The following is a 22,361-nucleotide window of genomic DNA, read 5'->3' on the forward strand; positions in this document are numbered from 1 at the left end:
GCCTGGGCGGTGTAGCGCATGGTCGCGGGCGGCTGCTGTCCGGGAACGGAATTCGGATCGACACCGTACGGGGTCGTCGGCGCGGGACCGAATTGCCCTGGTGCCGCCGGTGATCCGCCGGACTGCGCAACGAACGGCGAGTGCGCCACCACGGTGGCCCCGGCCGGATTCTCCAGCGCCTGCTGGGCCGCCGCGGCGAACTCGCCGCACGAATCGAACCGTCCCTCAGGGTGTTTGGCGAGCGCGCGGGCCAGCACGGCGTCCAGCGCCTGCGGCAGGCCGGCCCGCAGCGTGCTGACCTGCGGCGGCGCCTGATTGAGGTGACCGTGGATGATGCCCACCGGATGCTCGGCGGCGAACGGCACATCCCCGGTCAGCAACCGGAACAGCGTGCAGGCCAGCGAATACTGATCCGAGCGCGGATCCAGCGGCTGACCCGAGAGCTGCTCCGGGGAGGCGTAGGTCAGCGTCGCGGTGAACGAGCCGGTCTGGGTCAGCTTGGTGGCGTCGTCGCGCAGACGGGCAATGCCGAAGTCCGCCAGGAACACTCGCTCCTCGCCGTCCAGCCGTTCGAGCAGGATGTTGGCGGGCTTCACATCCCGGTGCAGCACGCCGCGGCGATGCGCGAAATCCAGGGCCCGCGCGGTCTCGGCGATGATCCGGATCGCCTGGCGCGGCGGCAGATTCGCGGCCTCCAGCTGGGACGCGTCGGGGCCGTCGATGTAGCGCATGGCGATCCACGGCTGCGCGTCATCGATGCCGCGGTCGTAGACCGGCACGATATTGGGATGATCCAGCCGCGCGACGAGATCACCCTCCCGCTCGAACCGCCGCCGGATCTCGATATCGCCGAACACGTCCCGGCTCAGCAGCTTCAGCGCGATCAACCGGGGAAGACGGGGGTGCCGGGCCAGATACACCGACCCCATGCCGCCGCGGCCGAGTTCGCGTTCGATCTCGTAACCCGCGAACACTTCCCCAGCGCGCAGCACAACTTCCCTTTCTGTATCTATTTGCCTCCGCTTCGCTCCGGCGGGTTCGCGGCCCTGAGGTCTCGTTCTTCCCTCCGCCGCTCCTCCGCTTCGCTCCCCCGCTCCGTCAGTCCAGAACAAGCGCTCCATCGACCTGTGCTTGGGCCGCGAACCAGATACTGCGCCGACCCTAGCCTGATCAGCTTCGGGATTCGAATATGCGAGGTCAGCGAGCGGTCAGTTGATGGGGGCGTTCTTCCACCACTTCAGGACCGGATCGAGGCTGCCGGTGAGGCCGTCGGTGTACATGAGGTACTGGGTGCGGTTGTTGTCGCCGGTGAAGGCGGTCACCAGGCGCGGGTGGCTGTCGTCGGTGAGCTGGTAGTTGGTGTAGGTCTTGCCGCCGTTCGCGTCCTGCGACTTGGTGTCCGGGGTCAGACCGCTCAGGACGGTCTGCACGGTGGCGGCCGAGTCGTAGGCGAAGATGCGGTAGAAGGGGTCGTTGTTGTTGCTGCCGCCGTAGCAGCGCCACTGCACCTTCCAGTCGCCGAAGTCCGGGGTGCCGTCGGTGGCGTCGGAGGAGACCGGCGAGTCGGCCACCCAGCAGGTCGCGCCGTTGTAGCCCTTGCCGCCGGTCTTGACGGCGGGCAGCAGCTTCGGGAACTGCTTGGCCGCGACCGACCAGTCGATCTGCTGGGCTCCCCCGGGCGCCGCGCCCGCCGAGGTGTTCACCACACTGCCCGGCGCGCCACCGGCCTTGGTGCCGCCGGCCTTGCTGCCCGCCGCCGCGATCACCGCGACCACCACGATGAGCAGCACCACCACCGCCAGCACGATGCCGATGATGAGGCCGGTATTCGACTTCGCCGGCGCCGGCGGCCGATGCGCGCCCACCGGCGCGACCGGCGGACGCTGCGGCTGGCCCGGGCTCGGATAGGTATAGGACGGCGGCTGGGTGTACTGATTGGTCCCGCGCCCGGTGTAGTTACCGGCGACCGGCTTGGGCGGGGCCGGATTGACCTGTATCGGAGCCGGATACGGCACCGCCTGGGACGGCGGCGCTGTTTGCGGACGCGGGCCCGCGGTCGGCATGGGCGCACCGGTCATCGGCACACCGGTCGAGTACGCGCCTCCGGTCACCGGATTGCCGGTCGGCATGGCACCACCCGTATACATGGGCATACCGGTCGGCATGGCGCCCCCGGTCGGGGACGGCGCCACCGGGTTCGGCCCGCCGGTGTACGGCATCACCGGCATCGGCGGCGACGTGCGCTGCACCAGCGGAATGGCCGGCGCGCTCGGATTGGCCAGGGCGCGGCGGGCGGCGGCCGCGAAGTCGCTGCAGCTGGGGAAGCGATCCTCGGGACGCTTGGCCATGGCCTTGGCGATCACCAGGTCCAGGCTCGGCGGCAGCCCGGCGCGTGCACTGCCCAGCGGCGGCGGCGGATTCTGCAGATGCCCCTGGATGACGGCCGCCGGATTGGTCGCCGAGAACGGACCGGACCCGGTGAACAGCCAGAACAGCGTGCAGGCCAGCGAGTACTGGTCGGAGCGGCCGTCCAGCGCGGAGCCGGTCAGCTGCTCGGGCGAGGCGTAGGCCAGGGTCGCGGTGAACGTCCCGGTCTGGGTCAGGTGACCGCTGTCGTCGCGCAGCCGCGCAATGCCGAAGTCGGTCAGATACACCCGCTCGCCCTTACCGCCGGTGGAGCGGGCCAGCAGGATATTGGCGGGCTTCACATCCCGGTGCAGCACCTCGTTGCGGTGCGCGTAATCCAGGGCGTCGGCCATCTCGGCGACGATCTGCACGGCCCGCTCGGGCGGCAGCGTCTGCGGATTCACGCTGGCGGCGTCGATGCCGTCGATGTACTGCATGGAGATCCACAGCTGGCCGTCCTCGAGCCCGCGGTCGTAGACGGTGACAATATTGTGGTGGTCCAGTTGCGCGACCAGGTCGGCCTCGCGCTCGAAGCGGGCGCGGACCTCCTTGTCGAAGACCATCTCCCGATTCAGCAGCTTGAGCGCCGTCATCCGCGGCAGCCGCGGATGCTTGGCCAGGTACACCGAACCCATGCCACCCCGGCCGAGCTGCCGTTCGATGACATACCCAGCAAAAACGTCACCGTTGGACAGCATGACGATCTCCCACTTCCCATTCCACGTGCCGGGACCCACCAGCGCGCGAGGTACCACAGACGATCGGCGTGATCGTTCGGGCCGATCCGAAAACACCGAAACTGTAGCCGATTCGCGGCCTACCGAACTATCTACGCGCATCCCGCTAACGCAACACTCAACGTTTGCTTATCGCCCCTGATGACCCCGTCTGCGCTGTCGGGGGTCGGGGATACGCTGGCCGCATGCGCATTGGAGCTCACGTCCGAATGGACAGCGACCCGATCGGCTTCGGCGAGAAGCTCGGGGCCGACGTCATCCAGATGTTCGTGGTGGATCCGCAGAGCTGGGACAAGCCCCAACCCCATCCGCGGGCCGAAGAGATCAAGGCCAGCGATATCGACCTGGTGGTGCACTCCTCCTATCAGATCAATGTGGCCAGCCTGAACAACCGGCTGCGCATGCCCTCGCGCAACGCGGTGGCGCAGCAGGCCAAGGCCGCCGCCGAGCTGGGCGCCTTCGGGCTGGTCGTGCACGGCGGCCACGTGCGCTCCGACGAGGAGATGGCCGAGGGATTCGTCAACTGGCGCAAGCTGTTCGAGCGGCAGCAGGACAAGGGCGGATTCGCGGTGCCCATCCTCATCGAGAACACGGCCGGCGGAAACCACGCCATGGCACGGTATTTCGACGATATCGGGCGGCTGTGGGACGCGGTCGGCGACTTCGGAGCCGGATTCTGCCTCGACACCTGCCACGCCTGGGCCGGCGGTGAGGAACTGGTCGGGATCGTGGAGCGGATCAAGGGGATCACCGGGCGCATCGACCTGGTGCACCTGAACTCCTCGCGGGACGCCTTCGATTCGGGCGCGGACCGGCACGCCAACTTCGCCGACGGGACCATCGACCCGCAGCTGCTGGCCGAGGTGTGCCGCACCGCCGGAGCGCCGGTGATCCTGGAGACCCCCGCCGACGGTGTCGCCGACGACCTGGCCTATCTGCGCGAACACCTCGGGTAGTTCTCCGCGAACGCCTCGGGTAGTGCCGGGCGTTCGCTCACGAGCCTTTCGATCCGGCTGATCCTGAACCTGTTTCACCGGACGCCCCGATGGTGTGCTGGTCACGGCTCGAATCCGGGCCGGACTCCATCGGGCGAAAGGCATTGCATGTCCGTCGATTACGCAACATCCAACCTCACTGTCGTGCAGCTGGGCAGCAAGATCGGCGCGCGCATCGACGGCGTGCGGCTGGGCGGCGATCTGGATTCGGTGACCGTGCAGGCCATCCAGGACGCGCTGCACAAGCACAAGGTCATCTTCTTCCGGGGCCAGGAGCACCTGACCGAGGACGGGCAGTACGAGTTCGCGCAGCTGCTGGGCGCGCCGACCACCCCGCACCCGACCGTCACCTCCAAGGGCGTCAAGACGCTGCCCATCGACTCCGAGTACGGCCGCGCCAACAGCTGGCACACCGATGTCACCTTCGTGGACCGGATTCCGAAGGCGTCCATCCTGCGCGCGGTGCACCTGCCGCCCTACGGCGGCTCCACCACCTGGGCCTCGACCGTGGCGGCCTACGACTCGCTGCCCGCGCCGCTGCAGGCCCTCGTCGAGAACCTGCGCGCCCGCCACACCAATGCCTACGACTACGCCGCCGACCGCACCGAGGTCGCGCGCGGCGAGAACGCTCAGGTGACGGCCAATATCAAGGCCTACCGCGAGGAATTCGAGTCCACCTACTACGAGACCGAGCACCCGGTGGTGCGCGTGCACCCCGTCACCGGCGAACGCGCGCTGCTGCTCGGGCATTTCGTGAAGAACTTCGTCGGCTTCTCCGCCGCCGAATCGCAGGCTCTGTTCCAGCTGCTGCAGAACCGTGTCACCCGGTTGGAGAACACCACCCGCTGGAACTGGCAGCTCGGCGATGTGGCGATCTGGGACAACCGCGCCACCCAGCACTACGCCATCGACGACTACGACGGCCAGCCCCGCCGCCTCACCCGCATCACGCTCGCCGGCGACGTCCCGGTCGGCGTGAACGGAGAAACCATCATCACCGGTAACGCCGAGCACTACTCGATCATCGAGGAGGTCGCACCCGCCGCCGCCTGAATCCCGGCGCGGAACACCGCAATTCGGGCACGCGCGGGTGCCGCCACTCACCCCGCTGTCCTTGCGGACCGACACAACTCGATGCCGTCGATCACGATGTCCATGCGCCGTGATCGCCGGCCGGCCGGTGCGACGGGCACCACCTCTCTCGCCCGTCGCACCGGCTTCGCCGTTTTCGGGGTACGCCCATCGTGCAGACTATGGGCATGGAGATTCGGCCGCTCGACGGCGTTCGGGTTCTGGAACTGGGCAACTACGTGGCGGCGCCGACGGCCGGACGGATCCTCGGGGACTTCGGGGCCGAGGTGATCAAGGTGGAGCGGCCGAAAACCGGTGATGAGCTGCGGAATTGGCGGCTCTACGGCGGTGACACCTCGATGCTGTACCGGACGGTCAACCGGAACAAGAAGTCCATCACGCTGGATCTGCGCACCGAGGCCGGACGCAGGATCGTGCTGGATCTGATCGAACAGTGCGATGTGCTGCTGGAGAACTTCCGGCCCGGGATGCTCGAGAAGTGGGGGCTCGGGCCCGAGGTGCTCAACGAGGCCAATCCGAATCTGGTCATCACCCGCATCTCCGCGTACGGCCAGACCGGTCCGCTCGCCCAGCGGCCGGGCTTCGCGGCGGTGGCCGAGGCGGTCGGCGGGTTGCGCGAACTCGTGGGCGATCCGGACCGGCCGCCGGTGCGGGTCGGCGTGTCCATCGGCGATTCCATTGCCGGGATCTACGCCGCGTTCGGCACCGTGATGGCGCTGTTCCAGCGCGAGCGGGTGCAGCGGGTTCCCTTGGAGCAGCGCGTCATCGACGTGGCGCTCAACGAATCCATCCTGTCGGTCATGGAATCCCTGGTGCCCGACTATCTGGCCTACGGCATCAATCGCGAACGCGTCGGCGGGCGGATGGAGGGCATCGCGCCCAGCAATGCCTATCCGTGCAGCGACGGCACCAGCATCATCATCGGCGGCAACGGCGACGCCATCTTCCAGCGGTACATGCAGGTCATCGACCGCCCGGACCTCGCCGCCGATCCGGAGCTGCAGGACAATGCCGGACGCTGGCGTCACCGCGAGCGGCTGGACGCCTCGATCGCCGAGTGGACACGGGTGCGCACCCGCGAGGAGGCGCTGGGGGTGCTGGAGGCGGCCGCGATTCCGTGCGGGCCCATCTACACCGCCGCCGACATCGTCTCCGACGAGCAGTACCGGGCGCGCAATATGATCCAGCCCTTCCGGGTGGACGTGGGCGAGCCCGAGCCCAAGGAGGTCGGCTTCCCGGGCATCGTCCCGGTGATCGGCGGCCGATCGCTGCCCATCCGCAACGTCGGCCCGGACCTCGGTGAGCACACCCGCGAGGTGCTCACCGGCCTGCTCGGCCTGACCGACGCCGATATCGATGCCCTGGAGGCGAACTCATGACCCTGCGCGATGTCACGCTGCGCGACGGCCTGCAGCTCACCGGGAAGGTGCTGCCCACCGAGCGCAAGGTCCAGATCGCGCGGCGGCTGCTGGCGCTGGGCGTGCCCGAGCTGGAGATCGGATCCATGGCGCGCCCGGATCTGGTGCCGCCCATGGCCAATACGCTCGAGCTGGTCGCTCAGCTCACGCCCGCGGAACTGGAACGCTGCTGGGTCTGGGTGGCCACACCCCGGCACGTGGCGCGGGCCGCGGAGGCCGGCGTGCGCAATTTCCAGTACTGCTTCTCGGTGTCGGACGCGCACAACAAGGCCAATATCGGCCGCACCACCGAGGACAGCCTGGCCGCCATGCCGGAGGCGGTGCGGTTCGCGGCGGAGGCGGGCGGGCGCATTCAGCTCTGTCTGGCAACGGCTTTCACCTGCCCGTTCGACGGGCCCGTGGATCCCGCGCGGGTCCTGGCCATCGCCACCGATCCGCGCACCGAGGGGTCGGCGGACATCGTGGTGGCCGATACCCTCGGCCAGGCGCATCCGGGTCAGGTCGGCGCGCTCATCGGGGCGGTGGCCGCGACCGGGCACTGGGGAACGCCGCAGCACCGCATCGTTTTTCACGGTCACGACACCTGGGGCATGGGCGTCGCGAATTCCCTGGCGGCCCTGGCCGCCGGCGCGGCCGTGGTGGACGGTTCACTGGGTGGGCTGGGCGGCTGTCCGTTCGCGCCGGGCGCCTCCGGCAACACCTCGAGCGAGGATCTGCTGTTCGCTACCCGTCCGGAATGGTTTACCCCGTCCGTATTGTCGGATCTGGTAGGGATTTCCGAAGAGTTGCTGACGGAACTCGGTGAGCCCAACCGATCCCGGACGATTGAGGGCGCACGATCCGAAGCCGAAGCATTCGAATGGGTAATTGCCGCAAATGACTAATTTGCGGAAAATTAGCCAGCGTGCGCGTCGGCCCGAAGTTTGAGCAAAACCAAACCCGCGGTGCAGGCGAGAATCAGTCCGGCGACGGTGATTTCGACGCGTAGCCCGGCAATGCCGAGTACCGCGCCGGTGAGCCCACCCAGGAAGATCAGCCAGGCGACGGCGCGGGCCAGGATTGCCGACATCCGCAGCCCGGAGGCCGCAGATTCTCCTGCACGCGCCGACGCGCGCAGCGGAGATGCCGAAAATGCACCCATCATCCACTCCTCGATGACGCCCGCCGGGTCTCGCGATTCTTCGGCGCGCCCCTCGGCAAATTTCGAGCGTCTCACGTGTAACTTTGGACACACATTACGGCTCTGCAACGGAAAGTCCATACGACACGTGCCCAAAACGCCCCGAGTTTACTAATTCGATATCTGAATCATGGCTGTTTGAGATATTTCCGAGGCCTACGGAATCGCCTGCGCTGTCCGGTTATCGAACCGGCCACCCGCCTGGCCCCGCCCCGCGGCCTCCGTTAGGGTGAGCCCACTCGACACGAATCAGGAGTGCCACCAATGGACGGCAGCAACGCCGGCGCGGACGAGCGCGGCCTCACCCCGCTGCGTCACCTGCCCAAGCCCGTGGCGGGTGCCGCCGCGGCGGTCGGCGTGGTGTCGGCCGGGCTCATTCTCCTGGGCGCCTGCGGCCTCGGGCACACCGACACCTACGTCGCGCCGCCGCCGCTGAACGCCGATCTGCAAGCGGCGCCGGTGACTTCGACGAACAGCAGCGCGAGCACCACGCCCGCCGTCGTCATCCCGCCGTCCCCCACCTGGCGGGTGGCCGCCGACCAGCCCTCCCGGCGCGCGCCGATCTCCACCGTCACCGGCACCCCGGACGACCCGGCCGCGGATCCGAATGCGAGCACCCGCTCCACCCCCTTGCACACCACCACGCGCCCGGCCACCACCGAAAGCCCGCGCGCCACAACCGAACTCCCGGTCACCACGGTCCCGCCGACCGCCCTCCCGACGACGGATCACCCGGCCTCGGACAACTCCGACGGGTAGATCGGTGGCCCAATCCGTCAGGGCGCGTTCGTCTTTGTAGATCTGCTGCCGCATGGTGCCGCCGACCCCGAGACCCACGGCGGTGGCCCGACCTTCGCACCCCTCGGCACCACCGACAGCAGGTGCGAGCACGAGCACGCCGAGATCCACTGTGCACCAGTGAATTCTGCGGCGGCCGACGCGCCCCGGTCCGGGTGGAGCGGGGCGCGGCCTCGATGGTGCGGGTCAGAACTCCACGAGGGTGTAGTCGCCCACGCGGTCGGTGAGAACGCGCAGGTGTTCCAGGTCGCCACCCAGGGTGCGGGCGATGGCGGTGAGGCGGGCCACGTAGTGACTGACCGGGTATTCGGTCGTGATGCCGATACCGCCGTGCATCTGGATGGACTCCTGGCCGATGTGGCGGGCGGAGCGGCCGACCTGCAGCCGGGCACGCGAAGCCGCCACCCGGTCGGCGGAACCGTCGGCGACGGCGGCCGTGGCGTACAGGCTCATGCTGCGCGCAAGTTCCAGGGACACATACATATTGGCGGCACGCTGGGTCAGGGTCTGGAACTTGGACAGCGTGACGCCGAACTGCTTGCGCGTCCTCAGATATTCGGCGGTCAGCCGCAGGGCCTCTTCCATCGCGCCGAGGGATTCGGCGCACAGGCTCGCCTGCGCCGCCACCTCCACCGCGTCCACCACCGGCTGCGCGTCACCGCCCTCGCCGAGGAGTTCGGCTGCGGCGGAGGCGAATTCGAGCTGCGCACCGCGGCGCTCGTCGAAGGTGCGGTAGGGGGTGCTGGTGACGCCCTCGGCGTCGGCCGCGATCAGGAACAGGCCGATGCCGCCGCCGGGAAGGGCGGCGCTGACCACCAGCTGATCGGCGCAGTCACCGTGCGGGACGGGGTTCTTGACGCCGGTGATCCGATAGCTGTCACCGTCGCGGACCGCGGTGGTGGCCAGTTCGGTTGCAGGCCACCGGGTGCCGGGCTCCTGGTGCGCGAAGGCCAGCAGGGTCTCGCCGCCGACGAGTGCGGGCAGCACACGCTGCCGCTGGTCGGCGGTGCCGGCGCGGGCCACCAGCCCGCCGGGTACGAGCACGGCGTCGAGGAAGGGTTCGGGCGCATTGCGGCGGCCGATCTCCTCCATGACCACCATCGTCTCGACCGGCCCCGCGCCCACACCGCCGTCCTCCTCGTCGAAAGCCAGTCCGAGGACGCCCAATTCGGCGAGCTGCCGCCAGACGTCGCGGTTCCAGCCGAGGTCGGTGTCGGTGACCTTCAGGCGGGTCTCCGGGTCGTAGGCGCGGCCCAGCAGATCCCGGACCGTGTCCCGCAGCATGACCTGTTCATCGGTGAGTTCGAAATCCATGGCGGCGGCTCACAATCCGAGAATGGTGGAGGCGATGATGGTGCGCTGCACCTCACTGGAGCCTCCGTAGATGGTGGTCTTGCGGAAGTTGAGATAGCCGGGACCGCTGCGCTGCGCCCAGCCGGGCGAGGCGATGTCCCCGGCGTTCACCGGCAGCGCGTCCGGCCCGGCGACGTCCAGCAGCAGCTCGGTGGCGGCCTGCTGCAGCTCCGAACCGCGCAGCTTCAGCACCGAGGAGGCCGGATTCGGCTTGCCGTCATTGGAATTGGAGACCACGCGCATGAGCGTGAGCTCCAGCGCCAGCAGCTCGTTCTCGATCTCGGCCACGCGCGCGGCGAACGCCGGGTCCTCGAGCAGCGTGCCGCTGCCCGAACGGATCTGCGCCGCATACTCTTTCGCGACGCCCAGCTTCACCTTGGTGCGGCCCACACCGGTGATGCCGGTGCGCTCGTTGCCCAGCAGGAACTTGGCGTAGGTCCAGCCCATGTTCTCCTCGCCGACCAGCTGATCGGCGGGCACCCGGACGTTCTCGAAGAAGACCTCGTTGACCTCGTGGTGGCCGTCGATGAGCTTGATCGGCCGGATGGTCACGCCGGGGCTCTCGACGTCGAAGAGCAGCATCGAGATACCGGCCTGCTTCTTGACGGTCGGGTCGGTGCGCACCAGGCAGAAGATCCAGTCGGCGTACTGGGCCAGGGTGGTCCAGATCTTCTGGCCGTTGACGATGTAGGAGTCGCCGTCGCGCACCGCGGTGGTGCGCACCGCCGCCAGGTCCGAGCCCGCGTCGGGCTCGGAAAAGCCCTGGCACCACCAGATGTCGAGATTGGCGGTGGCCGGCAGAAAGCGCTGCTTGAGCTCCTCGGAGCCGAACTGGGCGATGACCGGGCCGATCATCTGGGCGTTGAAGGTGAGCGGCTCCGGCACCGAGGCCAGCTGCATCTCGTCCTCCCAGATGTGCAGCTGCATGGGCGACCAGTCGCGGCCGCCCCACTGCACCGGCCACTTGGGCACGGCCAGGCCGTTCTCGTTGAGGATGCGGTGGCTGGTGACGATGTCATCGCGAGAGAGCTCGTGACCGTACTTCATGCGGTCACGGATCTCCGCCGGGATCTTGGTCCGGTAGACCTCGCGCAGGTCGTCCCGGAATTTCACCTCATCGGGTGATAGGGCCAGCTTCATTGCTTCTCCCGAGCGTCGCTGTGATGTCGTCATCAAACTTACCCCCCGGTAATGGTCTGATTGTCACCCGGATCACACCGACCGGACGGCCCGGGGTGCTCGGCTCGCAGCGACTCGACATACCGGCTCTCACGCTGAGCTGGTAGGTTGCCCAGGAATCCGATACCCGAATTCCGGGACGTCGGGCTGTTGTGGCTCGGCGAGAATATCGACGCAGGAGCAGCACGAGTGAACGGTTGGACTCTGTCCCGGCGCGCCCTGGCGGTCGCCGCCCTCACGGCCGCGGCCACCGTCGGCGCGACCAGCGCGGCCACCGCCGACCAGCCGAAGACGCCCGTCGAGACCGGTATCGACCAGCTCACCCAGGCCGTCGGCGACAATGCCGACGGCCGGGCCGCGGTCGCCGACATCGCCCGATCGGCCCAGCTGATCGCCGCCGCGAAGCTGGAAAACGTTCAGTTCACGCCGTTCTCGTACCTGGCGCCCACCCTCGGCTGCGGCTTCAACATGCCGTTCAGCCTGACCTCGGCGATGGCCGTCACCGGCGTCACCGGTCCCAACGTCTCGGTGTCGCTGCCGCCCGGCAATGTCAGCTTCCAGGTCATGGCGCAGCAGAACGGTTTTCCGACCGCCTCCGGCCTGAGCGTGGCCTGGCTCAATGTGAACAGCGGCCGCAGCGGCATCACCGCCCTCGACGACCAGACCGAGTACGACCTGCCCTCGCTGTCGAAGACCGTCGACGCCGGCGCGGGCACCGTCGTCGCCTCGCTGTGGGGCACCATCGACTACCCGGGCGCGCGCTGCGTGGTGCTGCCGACCGTCGGCCTGTTCACCGTGTCCGACACCCCGCCCGCCCAGCCCGCGGTCCCCGCCACCCCGGACGCCTCGGCCCCGACCACCTCGGCCACACCGCCGACCCCGGCGGCTCCGGCACAGGCCCCCGACACCGCCCCCGCCGCGGGCGCGCCCGGAACCAACTGACCCACGGCAACGCCGCACCCTCGAAAACGCAACGCCCGCATCCCTTCCGGATGCGGGCGTTGATCGTTTCGAGCGGCAGGCTCAGAACCGCGGCTTGCGCCGGGCCTCGGGGCGCTTGCCCTCGCGGCGCGGGGCGCGGCTCATGGAGCGCCCTCCGGGCGGGCCCTGGTCCAGCTGCAGATCGATGAGCTGACCACTGATCCGGGTTCGGCTCAATGCATTCAGGGTTTCCTTGGACAGATCGGCCGGCAGCTCCACCAGCGAGTGGTCCGGACGGATGCTGATGTGGCCGAAGTCGCTGCGGCGCAGGCCACCCTCATTGGCGATGGCACCCACGATCGCGCCGGGGGCGACCTTGTGGCGCTTGCCGACCGAGATGCGATAGGTGACAAGCTCCGCGCCGGTCGCGCGATGCCGGGACGGGCCACTCGGCTCGCGACGCTCGCGGGGACCGCGTTCGCGGTCGTCGAAGGAACGCGGGGCGCGTTCGCGGCGCTCGCGCGCCGTCGGCTCCGGATCGGGCTCCATGAAGAAGTTGTCGCCGTCGTGGCCGCCCACCGCCAGCGCTGCGGCGATATCCACCAGCGGGATATTGTGCTCGCGCTCGTAGTCCTCGATCAGCTTGCGGAACAACGGCAGATTGACCGAGGTCAGATTCTCGGTGATGGTGTCGCCGAACTTCTGCACGCGCTGGGCGTTCACGTCCTCGACGCTGGGCAGCTGCATCTCGGTGACCTGCTGGCGGGTGGCGCGCTCGATGGCGTCGAGCAGCCGGCGCTCGCGCGGGGCCACGAACAGCAGCGCGTCACCGGAGCGGCCCGCGCGGCCGGTGCGGCCGATGCGGTGCACGTAGGACTCGGTGTCGTGCGGGATGTCGTAGTTGACGACGTGCGAGATGCGTTCCACGTCCAGGCCGCGCGCGGCCACGTCGGTGGCGACCAGGATGTCGAGCACACCGGACTTGAGCTGGCCGATGGTGCGCTCACGCTGCGCCTGCGCGATGTCGCCGTTGATGGCGGCCGCGGAATACCCACGCGCGCGCAGCTTTTCGGCCAGCTCCTCGGTGGCCTGCTTGGTGCGCACGAAAATGATCATGGCCTCGAAGGATTCGACCTCGAGGATGCGGGTCAGCGCGTCCAGCTTGCGCTGATACGACACCAGCACCCAGCGCTGGGTGATATTGGTGTTCGTCGACGTCTTGGTCTTGACGGTGATCTCGGTCGGGTTCTTCAGGTACTGCTTGGAGATCTTGCGGATGGCCGACGGCATGGTCGCGGAGAACAGCGCGACCTGCTTCTCATCGGGCGTGTCGGCGAGGATGCGCTCGACATCGTCCTGGAAGCCCATCTTGAGCATCTCGTCGGCCTCGTCGAGCACCAGGTACTGCAGCTGCGACAGGTCCAGGGTGCCGCGCTCGAGGTGGTCGATGACGCGGCCCGGCGTACCGACGACCACCTGCGCACCGCGCTTCAGACCGGACAGCTGCACCGCGTAGTTCTGACCGCCGTAGATGGGCAGCACATGCAGGCCGGGCATGTGCACCGCGTAGCGGCCGAACGCCTCGGCGACCTGGATGGCCAGCTCCCGGGTCGGGGCCAGCACCAGCGCCTTCGGGGCCTTGCCGGTCATCTCGATGCCCATGAGGATCGGGATGGCGAAGGCCGCGGTCTTGCCGGTACCGGTCTGGGCCAGGCCCACCACGTCCGCGCCGTCGAGCAACGGCGGAATCGTCGCCGCCTGGATGGGCGACGGCGATTCGTAGCCGACATCGGCGATGGCCCGCAGAATGCGGTCATCGATACCCAAATCAGCGAAGGACGGGCCGGAAACGTCCCTCTCGTCGTCAGTGGGAACGCTGTCGGCCGGTGAGGTACTCATTGCCACGGATTTTACTGCCTGCTAGCTGCGGGCTTGACCATCGGGTGAATACCCTGGGAGTCGTGCAACCGGACAACCCGCCCGCGCCCGCTGCCCCGACGCCCTCGAGTTCCGTGTCAGGACTCGGAAATCCCGAACCCGCTCCCGCTCGCAACTACGCCACCGGAACCCTGGCCACCGCCGATGCGGGCAGCTCGGGAGCAGTGGTGACGGCCGTGCACGAAACGGCCGCCGCGGCGGAGCGGCCCGCCGGGACCGAACCGGCCGGGTCGGTGGACGTGGCGGTGGTGCAGTTCGATCCGTACACCGACACCGTGGCCAATCTCACCGCCCTGCGCGCGGAGGTCAGGGCCGCCAGCGAACTCGGAGCGAAGGTGGTGGTGGCGCCCGAGTATTCGATGTTCGCCACCAAGCGCCTCGACGATCGGGTGCTGGCCGCCGCGGAACCGCTCACCGGACCGTTCGTCACCGGATTGCGCGGTATCGCAGCCGAATTCGGGGTGCACGTGGTCGCGGGCGTGGTCGAGTCCGGGGGCCCGGACCAGCCCGCCGGGCACGTCTACAACACCCTGGTCGCCGCCTCCCCCGACGCCGAATTCGCGGCCGTCTACCGGAAGGTGCACCTGTACGACGCTTTCGGATCGCGCGAATCCGATCTGCTCATCCCCGGCCCCTTGGACCAGTCCCCGGCCTTCACCGTGGACGGCGTGGTGTTCGGGCTGCAGACCTGCTTCGATCTGCGCTTCCCCGAAGGCGTTCGCCGGCTGGCCGCCGCGGGCGCGCACGTCCTGCTGCTGCCCGCCCAGTGGATTCCCGGTCCCGGCAAGGTCGATCAGTGGACCACGCTGCTGCGCGCCCGGGCCATCGAGAACACCATGTACGTCGCCGCCGCCGACCAGGCCGCCCCGCGCGGGTCCGGCGCCTCCATGATCGTCTCCCCCACCGGCGCGATGCTGGCCGAACTCGGCGACCAGCCGGGCATCGCCACCGCCCACATCGACCTGCACCACCTCACCGAGGTCCGCACCACGAATCCGAGCCTGGCATTACGCCGCTACACAATCCGCGGAGAGTAGAGCCACCCACGGGTTCGCGGCCGTCTCGATTCTGGACTGCGGCTCGATAGACCTCCGCCTTGGAGCGACGGAGCGAAGCGGAGGAGCGTAGGGAGGGAAGAATCGAGACCTCAGGGCCGCGAACCCTGCCCCGGAGCGAAGCGGAGGGGCAAAATGGACAGAGCGATGATCTATCCGGATCGGGCGGCCGCCGGACGCGCGCTGGGTGGGGTGCTGGGGCACCTGCGCGCGGCGGATCCGCTGGTGCTGGGGCTGCCCCGGGGCGGGGTGCCGGTGGCCGTGGCGGTGCGCGACGTGATCGGCGGCGACCTCGATGTGCTGCTGGTGCGCAAGCTCGGGGTGCCGTGGCAGCCGGAACTGGCCATGGGGGCCATCGGGGAGGACGACGTCCGGGTGCTGAACTACGACGTGGTGCGGCATACCGGGGTTACGCCCGATCAGCTGGCGGACATCGAGATCGTCGAGCGGGCCGAGCTGGAGCGCCGCCGCGGGATACTGCGGGCCGGGCCGCCGATCGACCTGAAGGACCGGACCGTGGTGATCGTGGACGACGGCATGGCGACCGGCGCGACCGTCGCCGCCGCCTGTGAGATCGCCGGGCTGCACGAGCCGCGCCGGGTGGTGGTGGCGGTGCCGGTGTCCTCGGTCGAAGCGCTGCACCGGATCCGGGAGATCGCCGACGAGGTGGTGTGCCCGCTGGTGCCGCGCGCCCTCGGCGGAGTGGGCGGGGCCTACCGGGACTTCCATCAGCTCACCGATGCGGAAGTGGTGAAGCTGTTGCGCCCCACCGCTTCCCGGGATGCGGATCAGTGAATCTCGGTGATGCCCGTGCGGTGTCGCTGCGCGAGGTCGGCGTAGAAGCTCGGATTGGTCTTGACCCACAGTTCGGCCGGGGTGCCCGCGAGCGGCTTCTTGACCTGGGCGGGTGAGCCGGCGGCCAGCACACCGTCGGGAATCTCCTGCCCCGGGCCGACCAGCGAGTGCGCGGCGATCATGACACCGCTGCCGATCTTGGCCATGTCCAGGACCGTACTGCCGTTGCCCACAATCGATTCCGCGCCCAGCGTCGCGCCGTGGAACACCACCGAGTGCGCGATCGTCGAACCCGCGCCGATCTCCACGGTGACGTCCTGCGGCACGTGGATCACGGCATTGTCCTGCACATTCGCGCGTTCCCGAATGATGATGGGCGCCAGGTCCGCACGCAGCACCGCGCCGTACCAGACCGAGGCGCCCGCCTCGACGCGCACATCGCCGATCAGGGTCGCGGTGGGCGCGATGAACGCGGTCGGATCGACCGTCGGGCGCTTGCCTTCGAATTCGTAGAGGGGCACGCCCTCACCGTAATCCTCAGGACCGGCGCGAATCCCTCAGACCAGCGAGCGGGCGTGCACGAATTCGACGATCTCCGCGGTGACCTCGGCGTGCGCGGGCTCGTGCAGCAGGTCGTGGCCGGCATCGGGGTAGGTGTGGAAACGCGCGCCGACCTGGGCCGACCACTCCCGCACCGGTTCCACCGGCGCCCGGCGATCGTCCGCGCCGTGCACGATCAGCAGCGGCAGGCCCTCGGGCAGCCGCGGGCCCGGCCAGTCCGACTCGTGCTCGGTCGCCAGTGCGGCGCGCGAGCGGGAACCGCCCTGGGCGCGAGCACGATTCGCGGGTTCGGCGCCGCGGGCGGACTTCGGGGACCTGCCCTCCAGCACCGCCTTGGGCGTCCCGCACAGCACCAGTCCGGCGAAGTCGCCCGGCTGCGCGTCGCGCAGTACGGCCAGCGTGGTGGCCGCGCCCAGGGAGTGACCCATCAGGAACGGGGTGGAAGTCGCGTGTGCGTGCACCTGGTCCAGGAACAGCCGGGCGTCGGCGGCCAGCTCGTGGATGGTGCCCGGCCTTTCGGGATCTCCTTCGCTGAGTCCGTGCCCGGAGGTGTCCAGGGCCCAGAGTTCGATGCCCCGGGCGGCCAGCGCCCGGGCGAATCGGTGGTAGTGCGCGCTGTGCTGGCCGATTCCGGGTAAGAACGCCATGACCGCCTGTGCATCATCGAGCTGCCATCGGCGGTAGTGAAGGCGGCCGCGAGCGCCCGCTAGGTAGAGCATCGGCAGATTGTGACAGACGCGTTCGGGTTGCGGGGCCGCTCGAAACAAGCGACTGGCGAGTAACGAGCGAACCTGCCGGACAGCGACGCGCCGCCGGGCGGTCCGCGGGGCGACACGCCGGAATGGCGATGCGATTTCTGGTGTCCGACCGGGCCTCGAGCCGCTGTCGGCGGCTGCGGCGCGCGCGAGTCGCGTTGTCTCCCAACATCGCCCGCAAACGCGTGCTGACGTGGGCGGGTCATGACGGGTCCGGACCGGTGCGCGGGCCGCACCTGGGAGCACATCACACCGCCTGTAGTCATTACGCTATGGCCCGACTCGGCCACGTGACGACGAGACCCCGGCCGGGTGCGGGTGTCGGCGGAGGAGAGGCACAGGAGGGCCGCGATTGATGCTGTTCGGTGATCGTGTCGTGTGCAGCACCGGAGACCTGGTGGCGGCGGCGCGTTGTGAGTTCGCGCTGCTGCGCGCGCTCGACGCCGAACTGGGACTGGTGACGCCGGTCGAGTTCCCGTCGCCCGGCACGCTCACGCGCACCCCCGACCCGGCCGTCGAACACCGCCTCGCCGACCTACGCGACCGGTACGGGCCGGGCGTCACCCGCATCCGCCTGTCCGAGCCCGCGGCCGACGCCCTCGCCACCACCGCGCTCGTCTCCGAGGACCTGCGCGAGCGCGCGCTGGCCGGACTGCGGGACGCGCACGACCGGACGCTGACGGCACTGCGGGCGGAGGCCGAGGCGGTCGCGGGCGGCGTGGTGTTCGACGGGGACTTCGTGGCGCGCTGCGAATTCCTGGTGCGCGATCACGCCCCCGAGGGACACGACTACATCGTGGCCGGGGTGGCGGGCCGACGCGGCGGGATCGCGACCCTGCTGGGCCTGGCCGCCGCCGCGGAGGCCCTGCGGCGCAACGGTTTCCGGTCCGCGCCGCAGGTGCGGGTGTGGGAGGACGGCGTCCCGGTCACGTACACGCTCGCGGACATGACGGTCGTCTACCAGGCCCGGCGAGCGCGGCTGAACCGCATCGTCGACACCAAGCTCGGCGAGCTGCTCCCCGTGCAGTGGGGGGACCGGCGCTTCCTGGCCTGCGGCCACTGCCCCACCTGTACGACCGAACTCGAGACCCGCCGTGATCTGCTGCTGGTGGCGGGCATGCGCCCGGCCACCCGCGCCCACCTGCGCGACGCGGGGATCACCACCGTGGACCGGCTGGCCGTCGCCGACGCCGCCGTCACCGGCATCCCGTCCGCCACCCTGACCACCCTGCGCCGCCAGGCCGAGGTCCAGATCCTGCGCGAGCGCACCGGCCGTCCGGTGCACGCCCTCATCGATCCGGCCGCGCTGGCCGCCCTGCCCGCGCCGACCCGTGGCGACCTGTTCGTCAGCGTCACCCCGGTCAATCCGCCCGACACCGCCGACCTCCCGCGCGCGGGGTCCGGAATCGCCCGCACCGCAGGCGATGTGATCGTGCAGATCAGCGCGCTCGAGCCGGCCGACCGGGCGCCGGCGGACTACCCGGCCGCACAGGCCCTCCGCGTGGCCGAAACCTCGTCCGCGCCGGCGATATTCGTCCAGGAACCGGCGGAGTCGGCCGACGGCGAGCAGTTCGCCGAACAGCGCGGCAGCGCCGCGGTCGCGACCTTCGAGCAGGGGCCCGGGGTGAGCACGGTCGCGCTGGGATTCGTGCCCGCACCCGCCGTGCCGAAACCGGCGCGCACCTTCGTCATTCGAGCCGACGGCCCGGACACCCTCGGTCCCGGGAGCCGTTCCCGCCGCCGCGACGACGCGGACGCGCTGTTGGAGTTCCTGATCGAGCGCCAGCGCGAATGCCCGGACCTCCGGATCCACCACTATCGCGGCGATCTGCGCGGCCTGCTGCACGCCATCGGCGAACGCGATTCCGAGGGTGAGGATGTGGTGGCGGAGCTGCTGCCCTCACTGGCCGACCTGTACCCGTTGGTGCGGGCGGCGCTGGTGGTCGGCGAGCGCTCCTACGACCTGCATCAGCTGCCGCCCAATCAGGAGGAGAGCGGCGGCGGCGCGGAAGCCGTACTGCGGCTGCGGGATTGGCTGCTCGAGCTGGCCGCCGGGCACGAAGTCCGGCCCAGCCGGCGGTGGTCCTACGACTACGCCGAGACCGGGCCCGACGAAATCGAAGCGGCCCTGCGGGAATTCGCGGAGAGCGGCGGCGAGGAGCGCGGCCCGGCGCAGGAGGCGGCCGGGCTCGCGGCGGCGGCGCTGGGCTATCACCGGCGCGAGCGGCGGCCGCTGCGCTGGGCGCACGACGACCGGCTCGACCATCCGGTGGCCGAATGGGCCGACACCGCAGGGGTTCTCGTCGCCGACTCCGGTTCGGTCGACACCGACTGGCACGGCACCGGCCAGCAGCCCATGCGGCGCTACCTGACCCTCACCGGCCGGCTGGGCACCGGCAACGCACCGCCCCCGGGCACCGCGGTGCTCACCCTCTACGACCGCCCCGCGCCCGGCATGACGGTCATCCCGGGCCTGCGCGCGACGGCACACGCCACCGTCCTCGGCTGCGCGCTGGACACCAATTTCGAGGACGTGGTGCGGGTGGTGGAGATACTCCCCGTGGGCTGCGAACCCTACGACGAGCTGCCCTCGGCGATCGCGCCCTGCCCGCCCGGCCACGACATCCATCTCGCGGAAGCCTTGGAGGACACCGCACATCAGCTGCTGGTGACCCTCCCCCAGGTGCCCGAGACCGCCGTCTTCGACATCCTGTGCCGCCGCCCGCCGAGACTGCGCGCGGGCGCGGCGCTGCCCGAGGTGTTCGGCGATCACGCCGCCGCCGTCACCGCCGCCGTCCTGGATCTCGACAATTCGTATGTGGCCGTGCAGGGCCCGCCCGGCACCGGCAAGACCGACACCACCGCGCGCGCCGTGGAACGGCTCGTCACCCGCTACCGGTGGCGGGTCGGCGTGGTGGCGCGCTCGCACCAGGTGGTCGAGCACGTGCTCGACGCCGTGGTGCAGGTGGGCGTGCTGCCGGAGCTGGTCGCCAAGGCCGACAGCCGGGCGGTGGCGCCGGAATGGCTGCCCATCGAGGCCTCGCGCTATCCGCGCTTCCTCGACAATGCCGTGAACGGCTGTGTGGTGGGCGGACTCTCGAGCGACTTCACCGATCCCGAGCGCATCGCGCGCGACAGCCTGGACCTGCTGGTCATCGTAGACGCCGGGAAGTTCCCGCTGGCCGAGGCGGTGGCCGTGGCCGTGTGCGCCCGGAATCTGCTGCTGGTCGGCGACCCCGCGCCGCCGACGGGACACGGCGCGCATCCCGAGCCGATCGCCGAATCCGTGCTGGGCCGGCTGCTCGGCGCGCACCGCACCCTGCCCGCTGCCCACGGCTACTTCCTGGACCGCACCTGGCGCATGCACCCGCGCATGTGTGGCCCGGTGTCGCGCCTGCGCTACGACAATCGGCTGCGCTCCAATGAAACCGTCACCCTCGCACGGGAACTCGACGGCATTCCGCCCGGCGTGCGCACCGTGCCGGTGGAGCATCACGGCAACAGCACCGAATCCGCCGAGGAGGCACGGGAAATCGTGCGCCAGGTGCGCACGCTGCTCGGATTGCCCTGGCACACAGGCGCACTCACCCGCCGCCTGCATCCGCACGACATCCTGGTGGTGGCCCCCTACCACGCCCAGGTGGCGCGCATCCGGACCCTGCTGTCGCGGGCCCGCATCGAGGACGTCCTGGTCGGCACGCCCGACCACTTCCAGGGCCGCGAGGCCGCGGTGGTGCTGGTCTCCATGACCACCTCCGCGCCCGAGGACGCCCCGCACGGGATCGGCGCGCTGCTGTCGCGGCACTGGCTGACCAGCGCGATCTCGCGGGCCATGTGGTCGGCGATCATCGTGCGCTCGCCGCTGCTGACCGAATACCTCCCGGCCACCACCGCCGAGCTGTCCGACCTGGCCGCGGTGCTGCAGCTCGACCGGGTCTAGCCCGGGCCCGGCTCCCTCGGCTCAGCCGAAGCAGTGCCCTTCACCGCGATAGGTGGGCACCGTGGTGCGGCTGCCGTCCCCGTCGATCAGATGCACCTCGTTGAAGCGCTCGCACAGCTCGCCCGCCTTGGCGTGCCGGAACCAGACCCGGTCGCCGATCTCCAGGCGGCCGGCGCCCGTCAGCGGGGTCTGCACCTCGCCCGCGCCCTCGGTCCCGATCAGTTTCAAGCCCGAGGGCCACACCGGTTTCGGCACCCGCGACGCCCCGGTCGGCCCGGAGGCGATGTAGCCGCCGGAGAAGACGGTGGCGATGCCCGGCGCCGGCCGGCGCAGCACCGGCGTGGCGAAGTACATGGACGGCCGCGGCGCCAGATTGCGGTAGCCGTCGAACAGGGTCGGCAGGTACAGGCCCGAACCCGCGGTCACCTCGGTGACGCCCGGGTCGGTAATGCTGACCTCGATGGACCCGGTGCCGCCGGAGTTGACCAGCTCGAGTTCACCGACCGTCGACCTCACCGCCTCCAGCACCTGGCGGCGGCGCTTCCCGATCTCCGTCGCGGATGCCCACTTCACCAGGCGCACAGCGGGATTGGTGTCCGGCAGACCCGCGATCTGAGCCTCGTAGGTCATCACGCCGACGACCCGGAAACCGCGGGAACGGGTTTCGGCGGCCAGCCGGGCGGCCTGCTCGGGGGTGCGGATGGGCGAACGACGCACACCCAGGTGCAGCGGGCCGAGGCGCAGGGAGGCGTCCACATCCAGACACACACGGGGAGCGACCTTTTCACCGCCGACGGCCTCGCGAATCAGGTCCAGCTGGGCGGTGTCGTCGACCATGAGGGTGATGGAGTCGAGCAGCAACTGGTCGGAGGCGAGTTCCGCCAGGGCGTGCCGGTCGGCGGTGGGATAGCCGAGCAGTACATCGCGCGCGCCCTCCCGGACCAGCCAGATGGCTTCGCGCAGTGAGTAACCCATGATGCCCGCGAAGCCGCCGGAGGCGGTGAGCTTGGGCCCGAGGACTTCCTCGAGAACGGCGCGGCAGCGCACGGATTTACTGGCCACCCGGATCGGGACGCCGCGGGCGCGGCGCACCAGATCGTCGGCATTGGCGCGCAGGGCGGTCATATCGACCGCGGCGAGCGGAGGTTCGAGGTCGGCGGTGGCCGCGTGCAGCCCGCCGATCGGCGACGAATCGGTCACCAGATCATTCGACCATGAACCTGGTCATGCGTCCAGCA

Annotated in this window: 18 protein-coding genes; 9 read left to right on the plus strand and 9 right to left on the minus strand. The window is 69.9% G+C overall.

Annotated features, from left to right (window positions below; all coding sequences use genetic code 11):
* Together ACFXN1_RS13510 and ACFXN1_RS13515 are read right to left on the minus strand one after the other, a co-directional pair.
* On the minus strand, positions 1-992 hold a 992-nt coding region (locus ACFXN1_RS13510), incomplete at its 3' end, for a serine/threonine-protein kinase (RefSeq protein WP_379463578.1).
* A 216-nt stretch (positions 993-1,208) separates the two neighbouring features.
* The gene (locus ACFXN1_RS13515; protein WP_379444946.1) at positions 1,209-3,104 is read right to left on the minus strand and encodes a serine/threonine protein kinase; all 1,896 of its coding nucleotides are present in this window, start codon (positions 3,102-3,104) and stop codon (positions 1,209-1,211) included.
* Positions 3,105-3,328: 224 nt separating this feature from the next.
* Here ACFXN1_RS13515 and ACFXN1_RS13520 point away from each other — a divergent pair, with 224 nt between their 5' ends.
* The 4 genes from ACFXN1_RS13520 to ACFXN1_RS13535 all read left to right on the plus strand — a co-directional run bounded on the left by ACFXN1_RS13520 (position 3,329) and on the right by ACFXN1_RS13535 (position 7,532).
* Positions 3,329-4,099, plus strand: coding sequence for a deoxyribonuclease IV (locus ACFXN1_RS13520; protein WP_354833838.1), 771 nt, complete (start codon positions 3,329-3,331; stop codon positions 4,097-4,099).
* 147 nt (positions 4,100-4,246) lie between these two features.
* Positions 4,247-5,191, plus strand: a complete 945-nt coding sequence (locus ACFXN1_RS13525; protein WP_379463579.1) for a TauD/TfdA dioxygenase family protein — start codon at positions 4,247-4,249, stop codon at positions 5,189-5,191.
* 206 nt (positions 5,192-5,397) lie between these two features.
* Positions 5,398-6,609, plus strand: coding sequence for a CaiB/BaiF CoA transferase family protein (locus ACFXN1_RS13530; protein ID WP_379394157.1), 1,212 nt, complete (start codon positions 5,398-5,400; stop codon positions 6,607-6,609).
* Positions 6,606-7,532, plus strand: a complete 927-nt coding sequence (locus tag ACFXN1_RS13535; protein ID WP_379444943.1) for a hydroxymethylglutaryl-CoA lyase — start codon at positions 6,606-6,608, stop codon at positions 7,530-7,532. The genes ACFXN1_RS13530 and ACFXN1_RS13535 overlap by 4 nt, the downstream gene beginning before the upstream one ends.
* Before the next feature lie 11 nt (positions 7,533-7,543).
* Here the strand turns inward: ACFXN1_RS13535 and ACFXN1_RS13540 are convergent, their stop codons facing one another.
* Positions 7,544-7,789: a hypothetical protein gene (locus ACFXN1_RS13540; RefSeq protein WP_379444942.1), complete on the minus strand. Its 246-nt coding sequence runs from the start codon at positions 7,787-7,789 to the stop codon at positions 7,544-7,546.
* A 303-nt stretch (positions 7,790-8,092) separates the two neighbouring features.
* Between ACFXN1_RS13540 and ACFXN1_RS13545 the strand changes: the two genes are divergently transcribed.
* The gene (locus ACFXN1_RS13545; protein ID WP_379394151.1) at positions 8,093-8,587 is read left to right on the plus strand and encodes a hypothetical protein; all 495 of its coding nucleotides are present in this window, start codon (positions 8,093-8,095) and stop codon (positions 8,585-8,587) included.
* Positions 8,588-8,812: 225 nt separating this feature from the next.
* Here ACFXN1_RS13545 and ACFXN1_RS13550 read toward each other — a convergent pair whose 3' ends face one another.
* Both ACFXN1_RS13550 and ACFXN1_RS13555 read right to left on the minus strand, forming a co-directional pair.
* Complete coding sequence (locus ACFXN1_RS13550; RefSeq protein WP_379444940.1) at positions 8,813-9,940, minus strand: acyl-CoA dehydrogenase family protein; 1,128 nt, start codon at positions 9,938-9,940, stop codon at positions 8,813-8,815.
* A gap of 9 nt (positions 9,941-9,949) precedes the next feature.
* Entirely contained in the window at positions 9,950-11,119 is a 1,170-nt protein-coding gene (locus tag ACFXN1_RS13555) for an acyl-CoA dehydrogenase family protein (protein ID WP_379463580.1), read from the minus strand.
* Positions 11,120-11,347: 228 nt separating this feature from the next.
* Between ACFXN1_RS13555 and ACFXN1_RS13560 the strand changes: the two genes are divergently transcribed.
* Positions 11,348-12,100, plus strand: coding sequence for a hypothetical protein (locus ACFXN1_RS13560; RefSeq protein WP_379445789.1), 753 nt, complete (start codon positions 11,348-11,350; stop codon positions 12,098-12,100).
* Positions 12,101-12,181: 81 nt separating this feature from the next.
* Here the strand turns inward: ACFXN1_RS13560 and ACFXN1_RS13565 are convergent, their stop codons facing one another.
* Entirely contained in the window at positions 12,182-13,978 is a 1,797-nt protein-coding gene (locus ACFXN1_RS13565) for a DEAD/DEAH box helicase (protein WP_379394143.1), read from the minus strand.
* A 215-nt stretch (positions 13,979-14,193) separates the two neighbouring features.
* Between ACFXN1_RS13565 and ACFXN1_RS13570 the strand changes: the two genes are divergently transcribed.
* On the plus strand, positions 14,194-15,054 hold the full coding sequence (locus tag ACFXN1_RS13570; RefSeq protein WP_379445795.1) for a carbon-nitrogen hydrolase family protein: 861 nt from the start codon (positions 14,194-14,196) through the stop codon (positions 15,052-15,054).
* 165 nt (positions 15,055-15,219) lie between these two features.
* Positions 15,220-15,867: a phosphoribosyltransferase gene (locus tag ACFXN1_RS13575; RefSeq protein ID WP_379394356.1), complete on the plus strand. Its 648-nt coding sequence runs from the start codon at positions 15,220-15,222 to the stop codon at positions 15,865-15,867.
* Here the strand turns inward: ACFXN1_RS13575 and ACFXN1_RS13580 are convergent.
* Positions 15,861-16,388 carry a gamma carbonic anhydrase family protein gene (locus ACFXN1_RS13580; protein WP_379394141.1) on the minus strand — a complete coding sequence of 176 codons (528 nt, stop codon included), beginning with the start codon at positions 16,386-16,388 and terminating at the stop codon, positions 15,861-15,863. The genes ACFXN1_RS13575 and ACFXN1_RS13580 overlap by 7 nt on opposite strands.
* Before the next feature lie 36 nt (positions 16,389-16,424).
* Complete coding sequence (locus ACFXN1_RS13585) at positions 16,425-17,147, minus strand: alpha/beta hydrolase (RefSeq protein ID WP_379445791.1); 723 nt, start codon at positions 17,145-17,147, stop codon at positions 16,425-16,427.
* A gap of 391 nt (positions 17,148-17,538) precedes the next feature.
* On the opposite strand from ACFXN1_RS13585, the gene ACFXN1_RS13590 reads away from it, so the two are divergent.
* Positions 17,539-21,123, plus strand: a complete 3,585-nt coding sequence (locus ACFXN1_RS13590) for an AAA domain-containing protein (protein ID WP_379445792.1) — start codon at positions 17,539-17,541, stop codon at positions 21,121-21,123.
* Between the two features lie 21 nt (positions 21,124-21,144).
* Here ACFXN1_RS13590 and ACFXN1_RS13595 read toward each other — a convergent pair whose 3' ends face one another.
* The gene (locus tag ACFXN1_RS13595; protein ID WP_379445793.1) at positions 21,145-22,323 is read right to left on the minus strand and encodes an amino acid deaminase/aldolase; all 1,179 of its coding nucleotides are present in this window, start codon (positions 22,321-22,323) and stop codon (positions 21,145-21,147) included.
* Positions 22,324-22,361: the final 38 nt, after the last annotated feature.

Source organism: Nocardia sp. NPDC059154, assembly GCF_042755705.1.
In the GTDB taxonomy this organism is placed as follows: Bacteria; Actinomycetota; Actinomycetes; order Mycobacteriales; family Mycobacteriaceae; genus Nocardia.